This is a genomic window from Kitasatospora sp. cg17-2 (genome assembly GCF_054031055.1).
Genome location: NZ_CM132923.1, coordinates 5,604,353 through 5,621,906 on the forward strand (window position 1 = coordinate 5,604,353; position 17,554 = coordinate 5,621,906).

The following is a 17,554-nucleotide window of genomic DNA, read 5'->3' on the forward strand; positions in this document are numbered from 1 at the left end:
GCCCCCCGAGGGCTGGGGCGGGCCCGGTTGTCGTCGCGGTACGTCAGAATTGGCGATGAGGACCCCGAGGAACGGAGCCAGCGGCGATGTCTGGGCTGATCGACACCACTGAGATGTACCTTCGCACCATCCTGGAGCTGGAGGAGGAGGGCATCACCCCGATGCGCGCCCGGATCGCCGAGCGCCTGGAGCAGAGCGGTCCCACGGTCAGCCAGACGGTAGGCCGGATGGAACGCGACGGGCTGCTCCGGGTCGCGGGCGACCGCCACCTGGAGCTGACCGAGGAGGGCCGACGGCTCGCGGTGCGGGTGATGCGCAAGCACCGCATCGCCGAGTGCCTGCTGGTCGACGTGATCGGGCTGGAGTGGGAGCAGGTGCACGAGGAGGCCTGCCGCTGGGAGCACGTGATGAGCGAGACCGTCGAGCGCAAGGTGCTCGCGATGCTCGGCCACCCGACCCAGTCCCCGTACGGCAACCCGATCCCGGGGCTGGACGAGCTGGGCGACGCCAAGGCCGAGGGCGAGGGCTTCGACGCCGAGCTCGTCCCGCTGGACACCGTGCTGCCGGGCGAGAACGGCGCCGACGTGGTGGTCCGCCGGATCGGCGAGCCGATCCAGACCGACGGCGAGCTGATGCGCACGCTGCGCCGGGCCGGGGTCCGCCCCGGGTCCACGGTGCGGGTGACCGCCGGTGTGGGCGGGGTCATGGTGGGCTCCGGCGACAGCGCGGCCGAGCTGGGCAGGGAGATCGCCGCGCACGTCTTCGTCGCGCAGGCCTGAGGAAGGCGAGCGCGGCCCGGGCGACCGCAGGCCGAGGAGGGCGACCGCGGGCCCGAGAAGGCCCGCGCGGGCCCGCAGCAGGCCCGCAGCAGGCCCGAGCCCCGCGTGCGAACGGCCGCGCGAGAACGGCCGGAAGGGCCCGGTGCTCCCCGTGCACCGGGCCCTTCCGCCTCCCCGCTCCCTCCCGCTCCCGCGCCACCGGCCTCCCCGAACCCGGCCGGTACCGCGGCCCCGCCCTTCCCTCCCGTCCCCTCCGGTTCCCCTCCGTCCCTCCCGTCCGCCTCGCCCGGCTTCCCCGACCGAGCGCCCCGTCCGGCGGCCCCTCACATGGGAATTCCTCCCACTCGGCCGATCATGGCAATCCTTGAGCGTTGTCACTCGTACGAGGGGCTTTCGCCGTTGACCAGCGGGTACACCGAACCCTTATCCGCACATGCGTATGACGGGCCCGGCCTCCGGTGGGAGACAAGGCCCGTCACTCGCGCGCGGGGTCTCGCGCGGCGCACACCCCTCACCCGATCGGCGTAGGGCGGCAGTCCTCGGAAGGGTCGGCCGTCCGGCGGTGCGGCCGTTCGGCCGTTCAGCGGGTCGGCACGGCGGCGGTCCACCGGGCCGGGAGTCGGCCGTCGGTCGCCGCCGGTGCGGCGGTCCGGAGCGCGGTCAGCGCACCGCCGCGGGCTGGGCCGCCTGCGCCGCGGCCGACGGCGCCTCCCGCCCGCAGGCGTAGGCCAGCGGATTGATCAGTTCGGCGGCGTCCGGCAGCCAGCGGTTGAGCGCGGAGGGCGAGCGGGCCCACTGGGCGAAACCGGTCGGGCCGACCCGGGACGGCGGGGCCACCGTCCAGTCGCCCTCGCCCCGGGCCACCAGGTCCAGGCGGGCCGGCGGCCAGCCCAGCTTGCGGAGCATCTCCGGCAGCTTGGCCGCCACCCCGGGCAGCACCAGGAAGTGCAGCCGGCGCCCCGCCCGGCCCTGCGCCGTCGGGACCACCGCCACCGGGCCGAGCTGAAGGCCCATCCGCTCCATCCGGGCCAGCGCCAGGCAGCCCGCCACCTCGGGCACGTCCAGGACGTCGAAGGACCGGCCGGTCGGGAGCAGGATCGACGCCTCCGGGCGCTCCGTCCACCAGCGCCGCACCGCGCCCGGCCCCGCGCTCGCCTTGCGCGCCCAGTCCGCGTCGATCGGGTGGGCGCCGGGCAGCGCGCAGCGGGGCTCGCCGCACGAGCAGCGGGCGGGGCCGTCGCCGTCGATCAGCCAGGCGCCCGGGGCGACCTCCCAGTGACGGGTCTCGGCGTAGCTGACGGCTTCGACGAGCAGCGGGGGCAGTCCTGCGTCGGAGCCCTGGTCGGGGGAGTCGGGGGTGTCTTCCACGGGCTGCTCAACTACCGTGCGTGAGGCGGGTTACGGTCGGGTGCGGGCCGTTCCGCCACGCGGTGGCAATTCACCCGAACCGGTGAGGCGGACCGTGCGGAAGCGCGCCGGGGGGAGGCGGGGTGGGCGCAATGGGGGCGCACGGGAGCATTCTGCCGGGCGCGTGGGGGGTGGGGATCGTCACCGTGGGTATCCCGCTGGCGTTGCTGATCGCTAACCTGGTGTCAGTTTCCTTGAACGGTAGGACAGTCGGCAACTCGGCAACAGAGATCAGCAGAAAGCGTCGCCCGCCGGCCGGGACCGGAGGGTGTGGGGAGGCGAAGCCCATGGCCGCGAGACCACTTGTCGCACGACAGCCCAACGAACGCCTGCAGCAGCTGATCCAGGAGGCCAGCTGCTCCAACGCCGGTCTGGCACGGAGAGTGAACCTCTGCGGTGCCGAGCACGGTCTTGACCTGCGGTACGACAAGACCTCCGTCGCACGCTGGCTCCGCGGCCAGCAACCGCGCGGACAGGCACCGGCGGTGATCGCCGAGGCGCTCGGACGCAAACTGGGGCGCAGTGTGTCGGTCGAGGAGATCGGCATGGCGGACGGCAAGAACCTCAGCTCCGGCATCGGGCTGCAGTTCGCGCCGACGCTGGGCGCCGCACTCGAGCAGGTCTGCGAGCTCTGGCGCAGCGACGTCGGACGCCGGGACTTCCTGACCGGGGCGACGGTGGCGGCCTCCGCCCTGGTCGAGCCCAGCCGGGACTGGCTGATCACCCCGCCGGACCCGGTGGTGGCCCGCAGCGGCGGCACCCGGGTCGGCCCGACCGATGTCGCGGCGATCAAGGCGACCACCGCGATGCTGGTCGACCTGGACCACCGGTTCGGCAGCGGCCACGTCCGCCCGGTCGTGGTGCACTACCTCAACAGCGTGGTCTCCGGACTGCTCGGCGGCTCCTACCGGGAGGAGACGGGCCGCCAGCTCTTCGCGGCGGTCGCGCGGTTGACCGAGCTGGCGGGCTACATGGCGGTGGACACCGGCCAGCCCGGCCTCGCCCAGCGGTACTACATCCAGGCGCTGCGCCTGGCCCAGGCCGCCGACGACCGGGGCTACGGCGGGTACGTGCTGGCGGCCTCGATGAGCCACCTGGCGGCGACCCTGGGCAACCCGAGGGAGATCGCCCAGCTCGCCCGGGCCGCCCAGGAGGGCGCCAGGACGGTCGCCACCCCGACCGCGATGGCGATGTTCTACGCGGCCGAGGCGCGCGGCCACGCCCTGCTCGGCGACGCCCGGGCGTGCGAGGCGGTGGCCGCCAAGGCCCTGGAGATGATGGAGAAGCGCCGCCCGGAGGACGACCCGGACTGGATCGTCCACTTCGACGACGCCTACCTCGCCGACGAACTGGCCCACTGCCACCGGGATCTCGAACAGGCGGGCCAGGCCGAGCACTACGCCCGCCGGGCGCTCGACCTGCACCCGCCGACCCGGGTGCGGCGCCGCGCGGTGGACCTCGTGCTGCTGGCGACGGCTCAGCTCCAGCAGCGGGACGTGGAACGCGCCTGCGAGACGGGCGCGCAGGCGGTCCGGCTGCTGAGCGGTCTGCGCTCCAACCGGGGCGTGGAGTACCTGGACGAGTTCCGCCGCCGGCTGGAGCCGTACCGGGAGCAGCGGGTGGTCCGCGAGTTCCAGGCCAGGGCGGAGGCGGAGGCCGCGTAGGCGCTGGTGGCACGGCGGTACGGAGCGTGCGGGGACGGTGAGGGGCGGACCGCCCACGTGGTCGGCCGGTTCGGTGAACCGGTAGCGTGGGCGCGACGTCCAAGGAACTGTGATGCTCCCAAGAACCGACGAGATGTGGTCCGCCGTCAGCGCGCGGTCGTGCACAGGTGAGGAATCGCGTTGAGCCAGCGCCGCTCGTACCCCAACTCCGGTGACTTCAATCTGGACGACCTGTTCCGTCCGGAGCCGGGGCAGCAACCGGTCCAGCAGCCCGGGCAGCAGCCGGTCCAACAACCGGGCCAGCAGCCGGTCCAGCAGCCCGGGCAGCAACCGTTCCCGCAGCCCGGGCCGCCGCACGGCCAGCAGCCCGCCGCGCCGCCGTACCCGGGACCGCCGTCGGGCCCGCAGCCGGGGCCCTACCCGGGCCAGGCGTCCGGGCAGCCCGAGTACTTCGGTGACAGCGTGCTGCCCACCCAGGCCATGCCGGTCCAGCAGCAGGGGATGCCGGCGCCCGGCTGGGGCGGCGCGGCGCACCCCGGCCACCCGGCCGACCCGGGCCAGGCCACCCAGTACCTGCCGCCGTACCCGGGGGCCGACCCGCAGGGCGCCGGCGGCTACCCGCCGGCCCACCCGGGATACGCCGACGGGCCCGCGGCGGACTACCCGGACCGGTCCGGCGCGGCCCCGGCCGGGCGCGGCGGCGGCCGCTCCTCCAACAAGCTGGTGATCGGCGGCGCGGTGGTCGGCGGTATCGCCGCGGCCGCCCTGGTCGCGGTGCTGATGAGCGGCGGCGACGACAAGCCCGGCACGAAGCCCCAGGCCGCCCCGGCGACCACCGGCGGCGGCACCACCGCCGCCACCTCGCAGCAGGCCCCGGGCCCGACCACCGCCTCCGTCAGCCCGGAGGTCAAGGCGCAGGCCCAGGCGCTCTCGGACCTGCTCGGCACCGCCAACGACAGCCGGCAGGCGGTGATCGGCGCGGTCGCCTCGGTGCAGAAGTGCGAGAAGCTCCCGGAGTCGCAGCAGGCGCTGACCGCCGCGGCCGGCCAGCGGCGGGAGCTGCAGAGCAAGCTCTCCGGGCTGAAGACGGACAAGCTGACCGGCGGTCCGCAGCTGGTCGAGCAGCTGAACGCGGCGTGGGCGGCCTCGGCGACCGCCGACGACGAGTACGCGGCCTGGGCCGGGGACGCGCAGAGCGGCTGCGACCCCAAGAAGAACGACAACCAGCACTACAAGAACGCCGTCGCCGCGAGCGGCACCGCGACCACCGCCAAGAAGCAGGCGGCCGGTCTCTGGAACACCGTCGCGGGCCAGACCTCCCTGCCCACCCGCACCGACGGCGACCTCTGAGTCCACCGCCCTGCCGGGACCGGCGGGGCGACAACGGCGGAGGGCCCGACCACGGACAGTGGTCGGGCCCTCCGCCGTTCCCGGAAGTCCTCCCGGGCAGCGGGTCCGCTCAGGCCGGCGGCTTGCCGCCGGTGAGCACCCAGCGCACATCGACGAAGCCGGGCCGCTGCAGGGTCATCTGGCCGCCCTTGACCACCTGGAAGGTGACCCAGGTGTTCACCAGCCGGGGCGACTCGGTGCTCGGCAGCATGTTGGTGGTGGCCCAGTTCAACGGCGGGGTGAGCCCGACGTCGATCGGCTCGCCGCCGTCCAGCAGGGTGGTCGCGGCCTTGCTGGTGATCGTCTGCCCGGCCGCGGTCAGGCGCTCGGAGATCTGCTTGAACACCTCGTAGGCGACCCAGGTGGTCTGCACCCCCGGGTCGGCCGCGTCGATGTGCCGACCGGAGTCGGCGCGGATCACCGCGCGCAGTCCGTCCCAGATCTTGGCCGACTCCGGCGGGTACCAGCCGGTCACGAAGGCACCGGAGAGCGGGCCGCTGTCGCCGCCGGTGGAGTCGACCACCGACTGCTGCACGCTGCCGATCACCGAGGCGATCCTGGTGTTCTTCGCACCGGTCCGGCGGAAGGCGTCGAGCAGGTTGCCGGTCGGCTCGGCGCCCAGCGCGCTGGTGACGCAGTTGCCGGCCTGGTCGGTGCCGATGGCCTTGCGGACCACCGGGCTGTAGTCGTTGGACTTCTCCGGCGCCTTGACGTCCAGCAGCTTGATCCCGGCCGGCTTGAGCGCGTTGCCGAGGTAGCCGAGCAGGTTGTCGCCGGCCGGGGTGTCCGGGCGGATCAGCGAGACGGCCTTGCAGCCGGCCTCCACCAGCTGGCGGCCGCTGCCGCCGATCAGGGCGGGCATGCCGCCGCCCACCGGGTAGGACAGCGGGCTGCTGAACTCCGGCTGGGACAGTCCGTAGCCGCCGATCAGCGGGATGCCGGCGCGCTCCAGGACGGGCATGAAGTCGTCGCCGAACTGGCTGTAGGAGCCCAGCACCGCGACGGCCTTGGCGTCCACCGCCTGCTGGGCGCAGGCCTTGGCGCCGTCGGCGGTGTTGTGCTCGTTGCAGGTGATCACATTGAGCCGGCGGCCGCCGAGGCCGCCCTTGACGTTGAGGTCCCGGCCGATGGCCTCGGCCAGGGCCGTCATGCCGGGACGGTCGGCCGAGCCGGTGCCGGACGGTGCCCAGGTCATGACGGTGAGGTCGCCACTACCGGTGGCGGCGTCGGCCGGTCCGCCGCACGCGGAGGCCGAGAAGAGGGTGGGAAGCAGCGCCGCGGCGGTCGCGACGGCAGCGATCGGGCGTCGGTTGCGCCGTCCTGCGATCGGGTTCATGGCCTGGGACGAGCCCCTTCGGCTGGTCATGGGTCTTTCCCTCCCGGGGCGCTCTGCTGCGCACCGGTTCCAGCCAATCCCCGGTGCCGCAAGCCGAGAGGGCGGTAAAGCCAACAAACGACCAACGGCGGAGGAACTCCGGGCGTGAACGCGTGTAGATCGGGAGTGGAGCACGAACGGTCGGGGAACGTACGATCGTTGTCCATGTCCGCCAGCACAGAATCTTCGTATCGGTCTGCCCGAAACCCTTCTCGTCCGGGCCACCGCTCCAGCACGATGGGCGGCATGCCGCTCAACGACCTGCCCTGGTGGCGCTGGCGGGCCCGACTCCGCTCGGCCCTGCACATGCTCTCCGACCCCGGGTTCCAGCGGGAGGCCTGGCTGGCCGGCCGTGAGGGGTACGGCGATGTGACCGACGCCGTCTACCGGCTGGTCGAGGACACCTGGCTGGACCGCTGGTCCGCCGAGAAGTACATCGGCACGATCTTCCGGGACGCCGCCGAGGCCACAGTGGTGGACCTCGCGGTGCTGCGGGTCGTGCAGATCCTGCACGAGGTCGGTGCGGACGCGCCGGCCGCCGCCTACCTGGGGCACCAGGACTGGCCGGAGGCGGTCCGGGCGGCCCGGGAGGCGCACGTCCTGCTGGCGGCCAACGACGGCGAGGACCCGGACGCGCCGCCGCGCTCGCTGGACATCCTGCGGATCCTGACCCAGGTCTGACCGGCCCGGGGGCCGGTGGGTGACCGGTCGGCCCGGGCCGGTGCCCGGTGCGGGCCGGTCCGTCCCGGAGTGCGGGCAGCCCGGCTGGGGGCGTCCCGGAGTGTGAAACGCTGGAGCATTCACACCAGCACGAGCTCAGGACGGGATACCCCCACGTGGAACAGCAGCCGGCCAGCGCCCAGTACGTCCTCACGCTGTCCTGCCCCGACAAGCAGGGCATCGTCCACGCGGTCTCCAGCTACCTCTTCATGACCGGGTGCAACATCATCGACAGCCAGCAGTTCGGTGACGGGGACAGCGGGCTGTTCTTCATGCGGGTGCACTTCTCGGCGGTCGAGCCGGTGACCGTCGACAAGCTGAGGGCCAGCTTCGCCGCGATCGGCGCCTCGTTCGGGATGGACTGGCAGATCCACCCGAGCGAGCAGAAGCTGCGGATCGTGCTGATGGTCAGCAAGTTCGGCCACTGCCTGAACGACCTGCTGTTCCGCACCCGGATCGGCGCGCTGCCGGTGGAGATCGCCGCGGTGGTCTCCAACCACACCGACTTCCGCGACCTCACCGAGGGCTACGGCATCCCGTTCCACCACATCCCGGTGACCAGGGAGAACAAGGCCGAGGCCGAGCAGCAGCTGCTGGACCTGGTGGCCAAGGAGAACGTCGAGCTGGTCGTGCTGGCCCGCTACATGCAGGTGCTCTCGGACAACCTCTGCACCGCGCTGTCCGGCAAGGTGATCAACATCCACCACTCCTTCCTGCCGAGCTTCAAGGGCGCCAAGCCGTACCACCAGGCGCACACCCGGGGCGTGAAGCTGATCGGTGCCACCGCGCACTACGTCACCGCCGACCTCGACGAGGGCCCGATCATCGAGCAGGAGGTGGCCCGGGTGACCCACGACGTCACCCCGGACCAGCTGGTCGCGCTCGGGCGGGACGTCGAGTGCCAGGCGCTGGCGCGCGCGGTGAAGTGGCACAGCGAGCACCGGGTGCTGCTGAACGGCAGCCGGACGGTCGTCTTCGCCTGAGCCGGCCGGGCCGTCCGTCCGGTCGGAGCCGTCCGTCCTGTCCGTCCGGTCCGGGCCGTCCGGCTCGCTACGGCCGGGAGAGCAGGGGCGTCGCGCGCAGCACCTCGCGGATCGCGGCCCGGTCGCCGTGCTCGCCGACCGGTACCCGGTCCGGGTCGCGGTGCGCGGCGGCCAGCTGGCAGAACTCCAGCCCGTCCAGCACCATCGCGGCCACCGGCTCGCCGCCGGGCGGACCGGCGTCCGGGCCGTCCAGCGGTATCAGCCACTCGCCGGCCGCCGGGCCGTCGATCACCAGCCGGATCCGTCGGCCGGTCCGGCGCCCGGCACCGGTCCCCGAGCCGTCCGGCCGGGCGTCGTCGGCGCCGCCGAGCGTCGCGCCGGCCGGTTCGGGGCGCGCCGCCCGCTGCCCGGCCAGGGCCAGCGGCAGCATCCGCACCGCCAGGTCGATCATCTGCCGCAGGTGCTGCGGGGCCGGCGGGTCGTACGGATAGGCGACCGCCCGGGCGATGTCCTCGCCGTGCACGTAGCACTCGAAGGCCCGGTCGACGAAGGCGTCCCGCAGCGGGACGGTCGCGAAGCCGAAGTCCACCGGGGTGTTGCCCTGCGGGGCGAGCGCGGCCGAGCGGACCAGTTCGTGGCAGTGCCGGCGCCACCGGGCGCGGATCCGCTGGGGCGGCTGCCCGGACTGCTCGGCGGTGAGCCGGGCGGTGCGTTCGGCGATCCGGGCCCAGGGCGGGCCCGCCTGCGGCGGCACCCGGGGGACGGCGGCGGCCTCCTGTGGCGGGACCCGGCGCACGGCGGTCGGCCCACCGGCGGGGAACGGGCCGCCCGGCACCGGGTCGGGCAGGCCGAGCGCGACGGCCAGGTAGCCGTCCACGGCGGCGAGATGGCACAGGACCTCGGCCGGGCGCAGGTACTCGGTGCCGCCGTGCCAGGGGAGTTCGGCCACCTCCTGCCACTCCTCGGGGCCGAGGTCGCGCAGCAGGGCGTCGAGCTTGGCGGTCTCGGCGGTGTACGGCATGCCCCAGGTGGGCACCGGAAGGTCCGCCGGCCGACGGGTCAGGCACCAGTCGAGCACCTGCTGGCGCAGCGCGCCGGGCTGGTCCAGCGGCTCCTCGACGGAGAGCCAGCCGGCCGCCTCGCGGAGCCGTCCGGCCTCCTCGGCGCACTGCGGGCAGTCGGTCAGGTGGAGTTCGAGTTCGGCGGCCTCGGCGGAGGGGACGGCGCCGAGGGCCCAGGCGCCGAGCAGTGAGCGCAGCGCCTCGTGCCGCTCGTCGGTGGTCGTCACGTCCCTCCGCCCTCCGTCCGTTGCCCGTTCCCGCCGGCCCCCGGCCCCTCCGTGCTCCCGGCGTCCGGGAGCCCGGCGCGCGGATCGCCGGCCGCCGGGGCGGAGGGCCGGTGCCGCTCGCGCTCCTGCTCCAGTTCGGTGGCCAGCAGGGCCAGCCCCAGTCGCATCCGCTGTTTGGCGGCCTGTTCGCTGATCCCGAGCCGACGGGCCGTCTCCTGGTAGGTGCGGCCGTCGTAGTAGGACTCCGCGATCGTCTCACGCAGCGGTTGCGGCAGGGCGGAGACCACGTACTGGACCCGGGCGGCGGTGGCCACCGTCCGGATCTCGTCCTCCTCGGCGGGCCCGGCGTATCCCGCGGCCTCGGCCCGGCGGGCGCGCAGCCGGTCCACCGCGCGACGGTGGGTCAGTGCGCCGAGCCAGGAGCGGAGCGAGCCGCGGGACGGGTCGAACGCCTCGGGGTGCTCCCAGACGTGGGCGAAGACCTCCCGGGTGAGTTGGGCCGCGGCGGACTGGTCGGCCAGTATCCGGCCCGCCAATCCGTGCACCATCGGGGCGAGTTGGTCGTACAGCTCGCCGAGGGCGGTCTCCTCGCCGCGGGCCAGGCGCCGTTGCAGCTGCTCGTCCCGGCGCGGGGCGTCGTCGGTGGTGGCCACCGGTCACCACCCCTCCTGCCGGACCGACCGCTGACGCGTCCACGGTATCCCGGGGTGTTCGGGCGGCGGAGCGATTCGGGGAAGAACGGAGCCCGGTGCTTCGGATGGTCGGATCGTGGGATCTGCCGCCGATCCCGCCGTTGTGCTGTTCGAAGCTGGTTGGACATATGTCGCACGGGTGGTTCGCGAGTGGCGGGCGCGGCGCGAGGGGCGGACGGCGGTAGGTTCGCCTCTGCGTCCGGGGCCGGTCGGAGCGGCCGGGCGATCACCGGTCCGAGGCTCGTCGGAGTGAGCGGGACAGTATGCCCTGCCCCGTCCCCCGATCGCTGGAATATGCCCGAAGCGCTTGCTGCGGTCCGCCGGCCGACTCATCCTGAGGCGTATTCGCGTCGTGGTCGATGAGCGACGGACGAGCCGGTGCGGGCGCACCGCACCGGGCGTGACGTGCGGTGACCCGGCGGACAGCGGCCCGGAGGACGGTGGCCCGGTGCGTACCCGGGCCGGCCGGGCGACCAGGGCCCGGTCGAGACGGTGCCGAACTGCGAGTGCGGGTGGTGGAGCGGTGCAGGTTCTTCAGGTACAGCTGGCGGTGCAGGCGGACCCCGCCGAGGTCGGCCGGGCCCGTCGGTGGGTCCGCTCCCGGCTGCTCAACCACGGCGTGGACCCGGACGCGCCGATCGCCGAGACGGTGGTGCTGGTGGTCTCCGAGCTGGTCACCAACGCCGTGGTGCACACCGGGTGTCCGGCCGTGCTGCGGCTCTGCTTCCCGCTGGGCGACTTCCCCGGCGCGCCACCGGACGGCTCGGCGGCCGGTTCGCCGGGTGCCTGCGCGAGCGGCTTCCCGTCCTCGACCGGTGCCCCGGACGGGGGCGGTGAGGTGCGCGAGGCGGCGACGGTCGGTCCGCTGCGGGTCGAGGTCGCCGACGCCAGCCAGGTCGCCCCCGCGCCCCGGCACGCGGGCGCGGACGTCGACGCCACCAACGGGCGCGGGCTGGAGCTGGTCGAGCTGCTCTGCGACCGCTGGGGCTGGTACCCGGACGGTTCGGGCAAGCGGGTCTGGTGCGAGATCAGCCCGGACGCCCGGCCGGTGGACCCGCTGGCCACCGTCGACTGGGCGGCCCTCGCGCAGTAGGGGCCGGGCCGGGGGAGGGCGTCGGCCGGGCCGGGGGAGGGGCGTCGGGCGGGCCGGGGGAGTGACGTCGGGCAGGCGTCGGCCGACTGCGGAAGGGCCCTGGACGGTCCGTCCGGGCCCCGGTGATCTCCGGGCCGAAAGCTGACGCAACCATTCCGAATTTCCGACAACCCATTGACGTGACGTATCCGACTGATCACGCTTGGGTGCAGCTCTCCGTCGCGAGGGGACGCCGAGGGACACCCGAACGCCGCCGCGGTGCTGCTGTCCAGGGGGATCACGTCAGCAGGGGGGCCGCAGGCAGGGCGGGTCGGGTGACCGTTCCTCGGCGAGTGCGGAGGGCGTCGCACGGGTTCAGGGGCCCGTGCACCGAGGTCGGATGGCGGCCGGCCGTGCCGTGCTCGGGGTGCGCGCGGCTCGCCGCCATTCGATCCACCCAGGGCGGGCGATCCTTTTCGGCCACCGGTCCCGCCCGTCGGAGTACGGACTCCGGGCGGCCGGTTCCCGCCCCCCGGTTGGCCCGATACCGACGAAAGCTGGCAGCCCCGCCCCTCGTCGCGCCACGGCCCCTTCGGGAGACTCGGCCGCGTGAACGAAGCGAACGCCCCCACCGGCACGGCGGCTCCGGCCGGATCCGTCGACCCTGCCGACCTCGCCGGACCCGACACGCTTGCCGACTCCGCCGACTCCGCCGACCCCGTCGGACTTGTCGGCCCGGCGAGCCCGGCCGACCCGGCCCGCGCCCCCCGGGTGCACTACGCCTGGGTGGTGGCCGGAGTCGCCCTGCTGGTACTGCTCGGCTCGGCCGGATTCCGCTCCACGCCCAGTCTGATGATGGACGCGCTGCACACCGAGTTCGGCTGGTCGATGGGCACGATATCCAGCGCCACCTCGGTGAACCTCACCCTCTACGGCCTCACGGCGCCGTTCGCCGCCGCGCTGATGGACCGGTTCGGCGTCCGGCTGATCGTGGTCTGCGCGCTGCTGACCATCTCGGTCGGCTCCGGTCTGACCATGCTGATGCGCGAGCCCTGGCAACTGGTGCTGTGCTGGGGCGTGTTGGTCGGCCTCGGCAGCGGTTCGATGGCCGGGGCGTTCGCCACCACCGTCACCGGCCGCTGGTTCCGGGCCCGGCAGGGACTGGTGACCGGGGTGCTGACGGCCGCCGGGGCGGCGGGCAACCTGGTCTTCCTCCCGCTCGGCGCCTGGCTGGTCCAGGAGCACGGCTGGCGCTCGGCGGTCGTGGTGGTCTCGCTGGCGGCCAGCGCGGTGGCCGTCCCGGTGCTGCTGCTGATGCGCGAGCGGCCCGCCGATCTCGGCCTGCTCCCGTACGGCGCGACCGAGCCCCCGCCCGCCCCGGCGGCCGAGGGGCGCGCGCTGGCCCGTTCGCTGCGGGTACTCAGGGACGCCGCCCGCACCCGGGCCTTCTGGCTGCTGGCCGGGTCCTTCGCGATCTGCGGCGCGACCACCGCCGGGCTGGTCGGCACCCACTTCATCCCGGCCGCCCACGACCACGGCCTCCCGGTCACCACGGCGGCGAGCCTGCTCGCGCTGATCGGCGTCTTCGACGTGATCGGCACCGTCGCCAGCGGCTGGTTCACCGACCGCTTCGACGCCGGACGGCTGCTGGTCGTCTACTACGCGCTGCGCGGGCTCTCGCTGCTCCTGCTGCCGCAGCTGTTCGCCGGCTCGCTGGAGCCGCCGATCCTGGCGTTCGTGATCTTCTACGGACTCGACTGGGTGGCCACCGTCCCGCCGACCGTCGCGCTCTGCCGGCAGTACTTCGGGGAGGACGCGCCGATCGTCTTCGGCTGGGTGCTGGCCTGCCACCAGATCGGCGCCGCGGTGGTGGCCGGCCTGGCCGGGGTCGCCCGGGACACGCTCGGCGACTACGACCTCGCCTGGTACGTGGCGGGCGGGCTCTGCGCCGTCGCGGTGCTGCTCTGCCTCGCCCTGCGGACACCGGGGCGGAGGACGGACCGCGCTGTGCCGGCCCTGAGCTGAGCTGAGCTGGGCAGAGCTGGGCTGGGCAGAGCTGGCCGCCGGAGTGTCGTAAGGGGTGGCTAGGCTCCGGGGACATGACGTTGAGTTTCACCCTGGACCCGGTGTTCGGCCCCGAGCTGCGTGCCGAGGTCATCAGCCTGTGGACGGCCGCCAGCAACGCCGGCGGGGCCGTCGGGTTCGTCCGCCGGGTGACCGAGGAGGAGGTCGGGGCCGCCGGGGCGGCGCAGTTCGCCGGGCTCGCCCCGGCCGGGCCGGACCGGCTGCTGATCGCCCGGGAGACCGGGACCGGGCGGCTGGCCGGACTGCTGGTCCTGCAGTCGATGCGGTTCGGGCCGATGGACCACTGGCGGCTGGTCTCCAAGGTCATGGTCCACCCCGAGCTGCAGGGGCGCGGGTACGGCGCGGCGCTGCTGGCCGAGGCCGAGCGGATCGGCCGGGAATGGGGGCTGGCCGGGCTGAAGCTCCAGGTGCGGGGCGGGCTCGGCCTGGAGTCCTTCTACCTCCGCAGCGGCTACGTCGAGGTCGGCCGGGTGCCCGGTGCCATCCGGGTCGTCCCCGGCGACGACCGGGACGATGTCATCATGTGGCGCGACCTGGGCTGATCACGGCCGCGCCGGGGCGGTCCGGGGCGGGACCCGTTCCCCGCCGGGCCCGTCGGGCATGCTTCACTGGGAGACCGGCCGGTCCCAGCGCAGTGAAGGATGTGTCCCCGGTGAGCAGCAATGTGAGCAAGAAGTCGCACGCCACACTCCGCTACACCTCGATGCGGGTCTCCGTCTTCCTGGGCTGCCTGCTGGTCGCGCTGATCCTCGGCCACTTCCAGGTGATCCCGGTCTCCGGCGAGGCCGGGGTGATCTTCCTCTTCCTGCTGGCCGCCGTCGTCTCGGCGCCGCTCAGCTATGTGCTGCTCAGCCGGCAGCGTGACGAGATGTCGGTCGAGATCTCCGGCCGGGTGGACGGCATCCGGACCCGGACGGCCTCCCGGATCGCCTCGCAGAACGCCGAGGAGGACGCGGTGGACGACGCGCTGCGCGCCGAGGCCGCCAAGGCGCCCGCGGGCCCCGCCGCCTCGGCCCCGCAGAACTGACCCGCGCCACCGTGCCGGAGAACGCCGCGCCGGAGGGCGCGGAGCCGGGGGACGTGGAGCCGGGGGACGTGGAGTCGGCGGACGTGGAGTCGGGGGACGTCGTGCCGGAGGGCGCCGTACCCGAGGGCGCCGCGCCGGGGGAGGCCGTGCCGCCGGGGCGTCCCGGACCGGCCGCCGGGACCTGGCCGGCCCCGGTCCGCCGCCCGACCGGTCGGGACGTCGCCCGTCTGGCCGGGGTCTCGCAGGCCACCGTCTCGCTGGTGTTCTCCGGCTCGGAGGCGGGCCGCCGCGTCTCCGACGCCACCCGTGAGCGGGTCCGGGAGGCCGCCCGCGGCCTCGGCTACCGGCCGCAGGCCGCCGGCCGTCAACTCCGGCTCGGCCGCAGCGGCATGATCCTGCTGGCCGTGCCCAACATCCTCGGCCCGTTCTTCGGCCGGGTGCTGGAGGGCGTCCACGAGGAGGCCGGCAAGCACGGCCTGGCCGTCGTGGTCAGCTCGGGCTGGGGGAGCGCCACCCTCGCCGAGGCCGCCACCACCAGTCGCTTCGACGGCCTGCTGATCTGCTCCCCGGACGACAGCCAGCTCGGCGAACTGCCCGCCGACACCCCCGTCGTCTTCCTGGACGCCGACCCCGGCACCGACCGGGCCCGTCCGACCGTCGAACTGGACGTCGGCGGCGGGATGCGGGCCGCCGTCGCCCACCTCGCCGCCCTCGGCCACCGCCGGATCGCCAGGCTCCGCTCCACCCACGCCGCGTACACCTTCCGGGTCCGCCAGGCGGCCTTCGAGGAGACGGTCCTGGCGCTGGGCCTGGACGCGGTCGAACTCGGTGTCAGCCTGAACGAGGGCCAGGCCGCCGCCCGCGAGGTCGCCCACCGGCTGCTGGAACTGCCGGACCGGCCGCACGCGGTGATCTGCGACGACGACGTGGTCGCCGCCGGCGTCTACCAGGCCGCGGCCGAGCGGGGCCTGCGGGTGCCCGCCGACCTCTCCGTGGTCGGGATCGACAACGTCCCGGTGGCCGCCCTGCTCACCCCGCCGCTCACCACGGTCGACCTGCCCGGTGAGGAACTGGGCCGGGCCGGGGTGGCGGCGCTCGCCGGACTGCTCCGGGGCGAGGCGGTCGCACCCGTGCCGCCGCTCGCCACCTCGCTGGTGCTGCGCTCCTCCACCGCCCCGGTCGCCCGGGAGCACTGACCCCGACGGCCACCCGCTCCGGTCCGCGCGGGCCCCTTCGCTCCCGCCGCCCGGGGCGCACGGGCGCGCGTGCGGGGCGGACGGGCGCGCGGTGCCGGCGCGGACCGGAGTGGTGCGACGAAGTGCCGGCGCGGACCGGAGCGGGCACGACGGCCCGACGACGCGGGCCGGAGCGGGCACGAAAAAAAAGTGGCTGCACCCGTCAGCCAGACCACCGGCCCGACAGGTGCAGCCACGTCCATGGGAATGCGGCGGGCCTCAGCCCACCGGCACCGGTACCGGCTCGGCGGCGGGCAGCGGGTGCGTCCCGGCCGAGGCCCCGCCGACCGGGCGGATCCAGCGGCGGGCGCCGAACAGCAGCAGCCCGCCCAGGCCGATCCCGCCGGCCGCGCAGAGCGCCACCGAGCGCAGCGACCCCTCCGCGAGGTGGCCGGAGACCGCGTAGCCCAGCGAGTTCCCGGTCGCGAAGAGCGTGACCAGCCAGGCGAACGCCTCCGTCACGGTCCCCTGCGGGGCCAGCTCGGCGACCAGCACGAAGGCCGCCGCCAGCAGCGGAGCCAGCGCGATGCCGGAGACGAAGGCGAGGACGGCCATCACGGCCGGGCCCGGGACCAGCACCAGCGGCAGGTAGCTGACGGCCATGCCGAGCGCCATCAGCCAGGTCCGGGTGGCCGTCGAGCTGCGCCACCGCACCGCGCCGTAGGCGAGAGCGCCGAGCAGGCCGCCGAGTGCCGCGAGGGCCAGCAGGCTCCCGGCGCCACCGGGCAGGCCGCTCCCGTGCTGGGCCTCGGCGTAGGCGATGAACAGCACGTTCTGCGCGCCGACCGCCCAGCCGGCGCCGGCCAGGCCGATCAGCAGCAGGACCAGGCCGGGGGAGCGCAGCGGTCCGAGCAGGCCCGCCGAGTGCGCGCGCGGCGGCGCCTGCCAGGCGCGGGCCGGTGCGGTGGTGGCGACCACGAGTGCCCCGGCCAGGCCGAGTCCGGCCGCCACCCAGAGCGCCGTGACCGGGCCGGCGGTGCCCGCGATGCCGGCCACCGCGAGCGGGCCGGCGACGTAGAGGATCTGCTGGGAGGCGGAGTCGAAGGCGTAGGCGGTGTCGAGCTGCTTCTCCTCGACGACGTCCGGCCAGAGCGAGCGCAGGCAGGGTTCGAGCGGGGGCATCGCCAGTCCGGCGACCGCGGCGCCGACGGTGGCGGAGACCGCGGAGGCCGGGGCCAGCGCCAGCAGGGCGTACCCGCCGCCGGCGATCACCGCCGAGACCAGCAGGACGCGCGGCTGCCCGGTGCGGTCCACGATCCGGCCGAGCACCGGCCCGCCGATGGCCGCCGCGATCGCGTACGCGGCGGTGGCCAGCCCGATCCGGCTGTAGGGCGCGCCGGCGTCGCGCAGCGCGAGGGCGATCACCAGGGCGGTCATGCCGGCCGGGAGGCGGCCGAGCAGGGTGCCGAAGAGCAGGCGGCCGACGTGCGGGGCGCGGAGCAGGGCGAGGTAGCCCATGGGCGGGATTCTCCGGTCTGGGCAGGGGGCGGGCGGGGATGCTCTCCAAGTTATACGTATAACTGCTGAGCGGTCAATCGGGCCCGTGCGGAGCGCCTCCCAGGCCCCCTCGGGGGCCCCCGCTGTCGCCCAGGGATCCTTCGCGTCCGGAACTCAAACAACTACTTTGAACATCTCAAACCTTTACTGCTAACGTGTCGCCCATGACCACCTCAGACGCACGTTCGGCGCACGGCCTGGGCTCGCAGCCCGGTGCCGCCCGCGGGCGTCTGTCCGGTGCTGTGGACAGCCCGCGCCGTTGTCGCGCCATGAGCTGTATTCAGGCGGCACGCCCCTGATCGGGGCCGGTTCCCTTCCCGTCCGGCTCCCGCCGTGCCGCC

General features: G+C 74.6%; 15 protein-coding genes. 10 read left to right on the forward strand and 5 right to left on the reverse strand.

The window, feature by feature from the left end; translation table 11 throughout:
* Positions 1-86 precede the first annotated feature (86 nt).
* Positions 87-779 (forward strand): metal-dependent transcriptional regulator, encoded by a 693-nt coding sequence (locus ACW14Y_RS23620; RefSeq protein ID WP_380307127.1) that lies wholly within the window; start codon positions 87-89, stop codon positions 777-779.
* Between the two features lie 660 nt (positions 780-1,439).
* Here the strand turns inward: ACW14Y_RS23620 and ACW14Y_RS23625 are convergent.
* Positions 1,440-2,147, reverse strand: coding sequence for a bifunctional DNA primase/polymerase (locus tag ACW14Y_RS23625; protein ID WP_380307129.1), 708 nt, complete (start codon positions 2,145-2,147; stop codon positions 1,440-1,442).
* Between the two features lie 326 nt (positions 2,148-2,473).
* On the opposite strand from ACW14Y_RS23625, the gene ACW14Y_RS23630 reads away from it, so the two are divergent.
* Complete coding sequence (locus ACW14Y_RS23630) at positions 2,474-3,850, forward strand: tetratricopeptide repeat protein (RefSeq protein WP_030393555.1); 1,377 nt, start codon at positions 2,474-2,476, stop codon at positions 3,848-3,850.
* A 180-nt stretch (positions 3,851-4,030) separates the two neighbouring features.
* On the forward strand, positions 4,031-5,200 hold the full coding sequence (locus ACW14Y_RS23635; RefSeq protein ID WP_456983396.1) for a hypothetical protein: 1,170 nt from the start codon (positions 4,031-4,033) through the stop codon (positions 5,198-5,200).
* Between the two features lie 109 nt (positions 5,201-5,309).
* Here the strand turns inward: ACW14Y_RS23635 and ACW14Y_RS23640 are convergent, their stop codons facing one another.
* Positions 5,310-6,605: an ABC transporter substrate-binding protein gene (locus ACW14Y_RS23640; protein WP_402722982.1), complete on the reverse strand. Its 1,296-nt coding sequence runs from the start codon at positions 6,603-6,605 to the stop codon at positions 5,310-5,312.
* Between the two features lie 174 nt (positions 6,606-6,779).
* On the opposite strand from ACW14Y_RS23640, the gene ACW14Y_RS23645 reads away from it, so the two are divergent.
* Both ACW14Y_RS23645 and purU read left to right on the forward strand, forming a co-directional pair.
* Positions 6,780-7,295: an SCO4402 family protein gene (locus ACW14Y_RS23645; RefSeq protein ID WP_380384687.1), complete on the forward strand. Its 516-nt coding sequence runs from the start codon at positions 6,780-6,782 to the stop codon at positions 7,293-7,295.
* 155 nt (positions 7,296-7,450) lie between these two features.
* Positions 7,451-8,317 carry a formyltetrahydrofolate deformylase gene (gene purU, locus ACW14Y_RS23650; RefSeq protein WP_375995611.1) on the forward strand — a complete coding sequence of 289 codons (867 nt, stop codon included), beginning with the start codon at positions 7,451-7,453 and terminating at the stop codon, positions 8,315-8,317.
* Positions 8,318-8,384: 67 nt separating this feature from the next.
* Here the strand turns inward: purU and ACW14Y_RS23655 are convergent, their stop codons facing one another.
* Complete coding sequence (locus tag ACW14Y_RS23655; RefSeq protein ID WP_380384690.1) at positions 8,385-9,605, reverse strand: zf-HC2 domain-containing protein; 1,221 nt, start codon at positions 9,603-9,605, stop codon at positions 8,385-8,387.
* Complete coding sequence (locus ACW14Y_RS23660; protein WP_456983399.1) at positions 9,602-10,258, reverse strand: RNA polymerase sigma factor; 657 nt, start codon at positions 10,256-10,258, stop codon at positions 9,602-9,604. Before ACW14Y_RS23660 ends, ACW14Y_RS23655 begins: the two co-directional genes overlap by 4 nt.
* A gap of 562 nt (positions 10,259-10,820) precedes the next feature.
* Between ACW14Y_RS23660 and ACW14Y_RS23665 the strand changes: the two genes are divergently transcribed.
* From ACW14Y_RS23665 to ACW14Y_RS23685, 5 genes are all read left to right on the forward strand, one after another.
* Positions 10,821-11,390: an ATP-binding protein gene (locus ACW14Y_RS23665; RefSeq protein WP_380302893.1), complete on the forward strand. Its 570-nt coding sequence runs from the start codon at positions 10,821-10,823 to the stop codon at positions 11,388-11,390.
* A 588-nt stretch (positions 11,391-11,978) separates the two neighbouring features.
* Positions 11,979-13,394: an MFS transporter gene (locus ACW14Y_RS23670; RefSeq protein ID WP_456983402.1), complete on the forward strand. Its 1,416-nt coding sequence runs from the start codon at positions 11,979-11,981 to the stop codon at positions 13,392-13,394.
* A gap of 74 nt (positions 13,395-13,468) precedes the next feature.
* On the forward strand, positions 13,469-13,996 hold the full coding sequence (locus ACW14Y_RS23675) for a GNAT family N-acetyltransferase (RefSeq protein ID WP_380435852.1): 528 nt from the start codon (positions 13,469-13,471) through the stop codon (positions 13,994-13,996).
* 110 nt (positions 13,997-14,106) lie between these two features.
* Positions 14,107-14,481, forward strand: a complete 375-nt coding sequence (locus ACW14Y_RS23680; protein ID WP_380302887.1) for a DUF4229 domain-containing protein — start codon at positions 14,107-14,109, stop codon at positions 14,479-14,481.
* A gap of 11 nt (positions 14,482-14,492) precedes the next feature.
* On the forward strand, positions 14,493-15,677 hold the full coding sequence (locus ACW14Y_RS23685; RefSeq protein WP_456983405.1) for a LacI family DNA-binding transcriptional regulator: 1,185 nt from the start codon (positions 14,493-14,495) through the stop codon (positions 15,675-15,677).
* Between the two features lie 258 nt (positions 15,678-15,935).
* On the opposite strand, the gene ACW14Y_RS23690 is transcribed toward ACW14Y_RS23685, so the two are convergent.
* The gene (locus ACW14Y_RS23690; protein WP_380302883.1) at positions 15,936-17,174 is read right to left on the reverse strand and encodes an MFS transporter; all 1,239 of its coding nucleotides are present in this window, start codon (positions 17,172-17,174) and stop codon (positions 15,936-15,938) included.
* Positions 17,175-17,554: the final 380 nt, after the last annotated feature.

What these genes read in the sequence shown, in the direction of transcription:
- ACW14Y_RS23640 (WP_402722982.1), bottom strand. Translation starts at nt 6,605, where the DNA reads ATGACCAGCCGAAGGGGCTCGTCCCAGGCCATGAACCCGATCGCAGGA.
- ACW14Y_RS23690 (WP_380302883.1), bottom strand. Translation starts at nt 17,174, where the DNA reads ATGGGCTACCTCGCCCTGCTCCGCGCCCCGCACGTCGGCCGCCTGCTC.
- ACW14Y_RS23645 (WP_380384687.1), top strand. Translation starts at nt 6,780, where the DNA reads ATGTCCGCCAGCACAGAATCTTCGTATCGGTCTGCCCGAAACCCTTCT.
- ACW14Y_RS23620 (WP_380307127.1), top strand. Translation starts at nt 87, where the DNA reads ATGTCTGGGCTGATCGACACCACTGAGATGTACCTTCGCACCATCCTG.
- ACW14Y_RS23630 (WP_030393555.1), top strand. Translation starts at nt 2,474, where the DNA reads ATGGCCGCGAGACCACTTGTCGCACGACAGCCCAACGAACGCCTGCAG.
- ACW14Y_RS23675 (WP_380435852.1), top strand. Translation starts at nt 13,469, where the DNA reads ATGACGTTGAGTTTCACCCTGGACCCGGTGTTCGGCCCCGAGCTGCGT.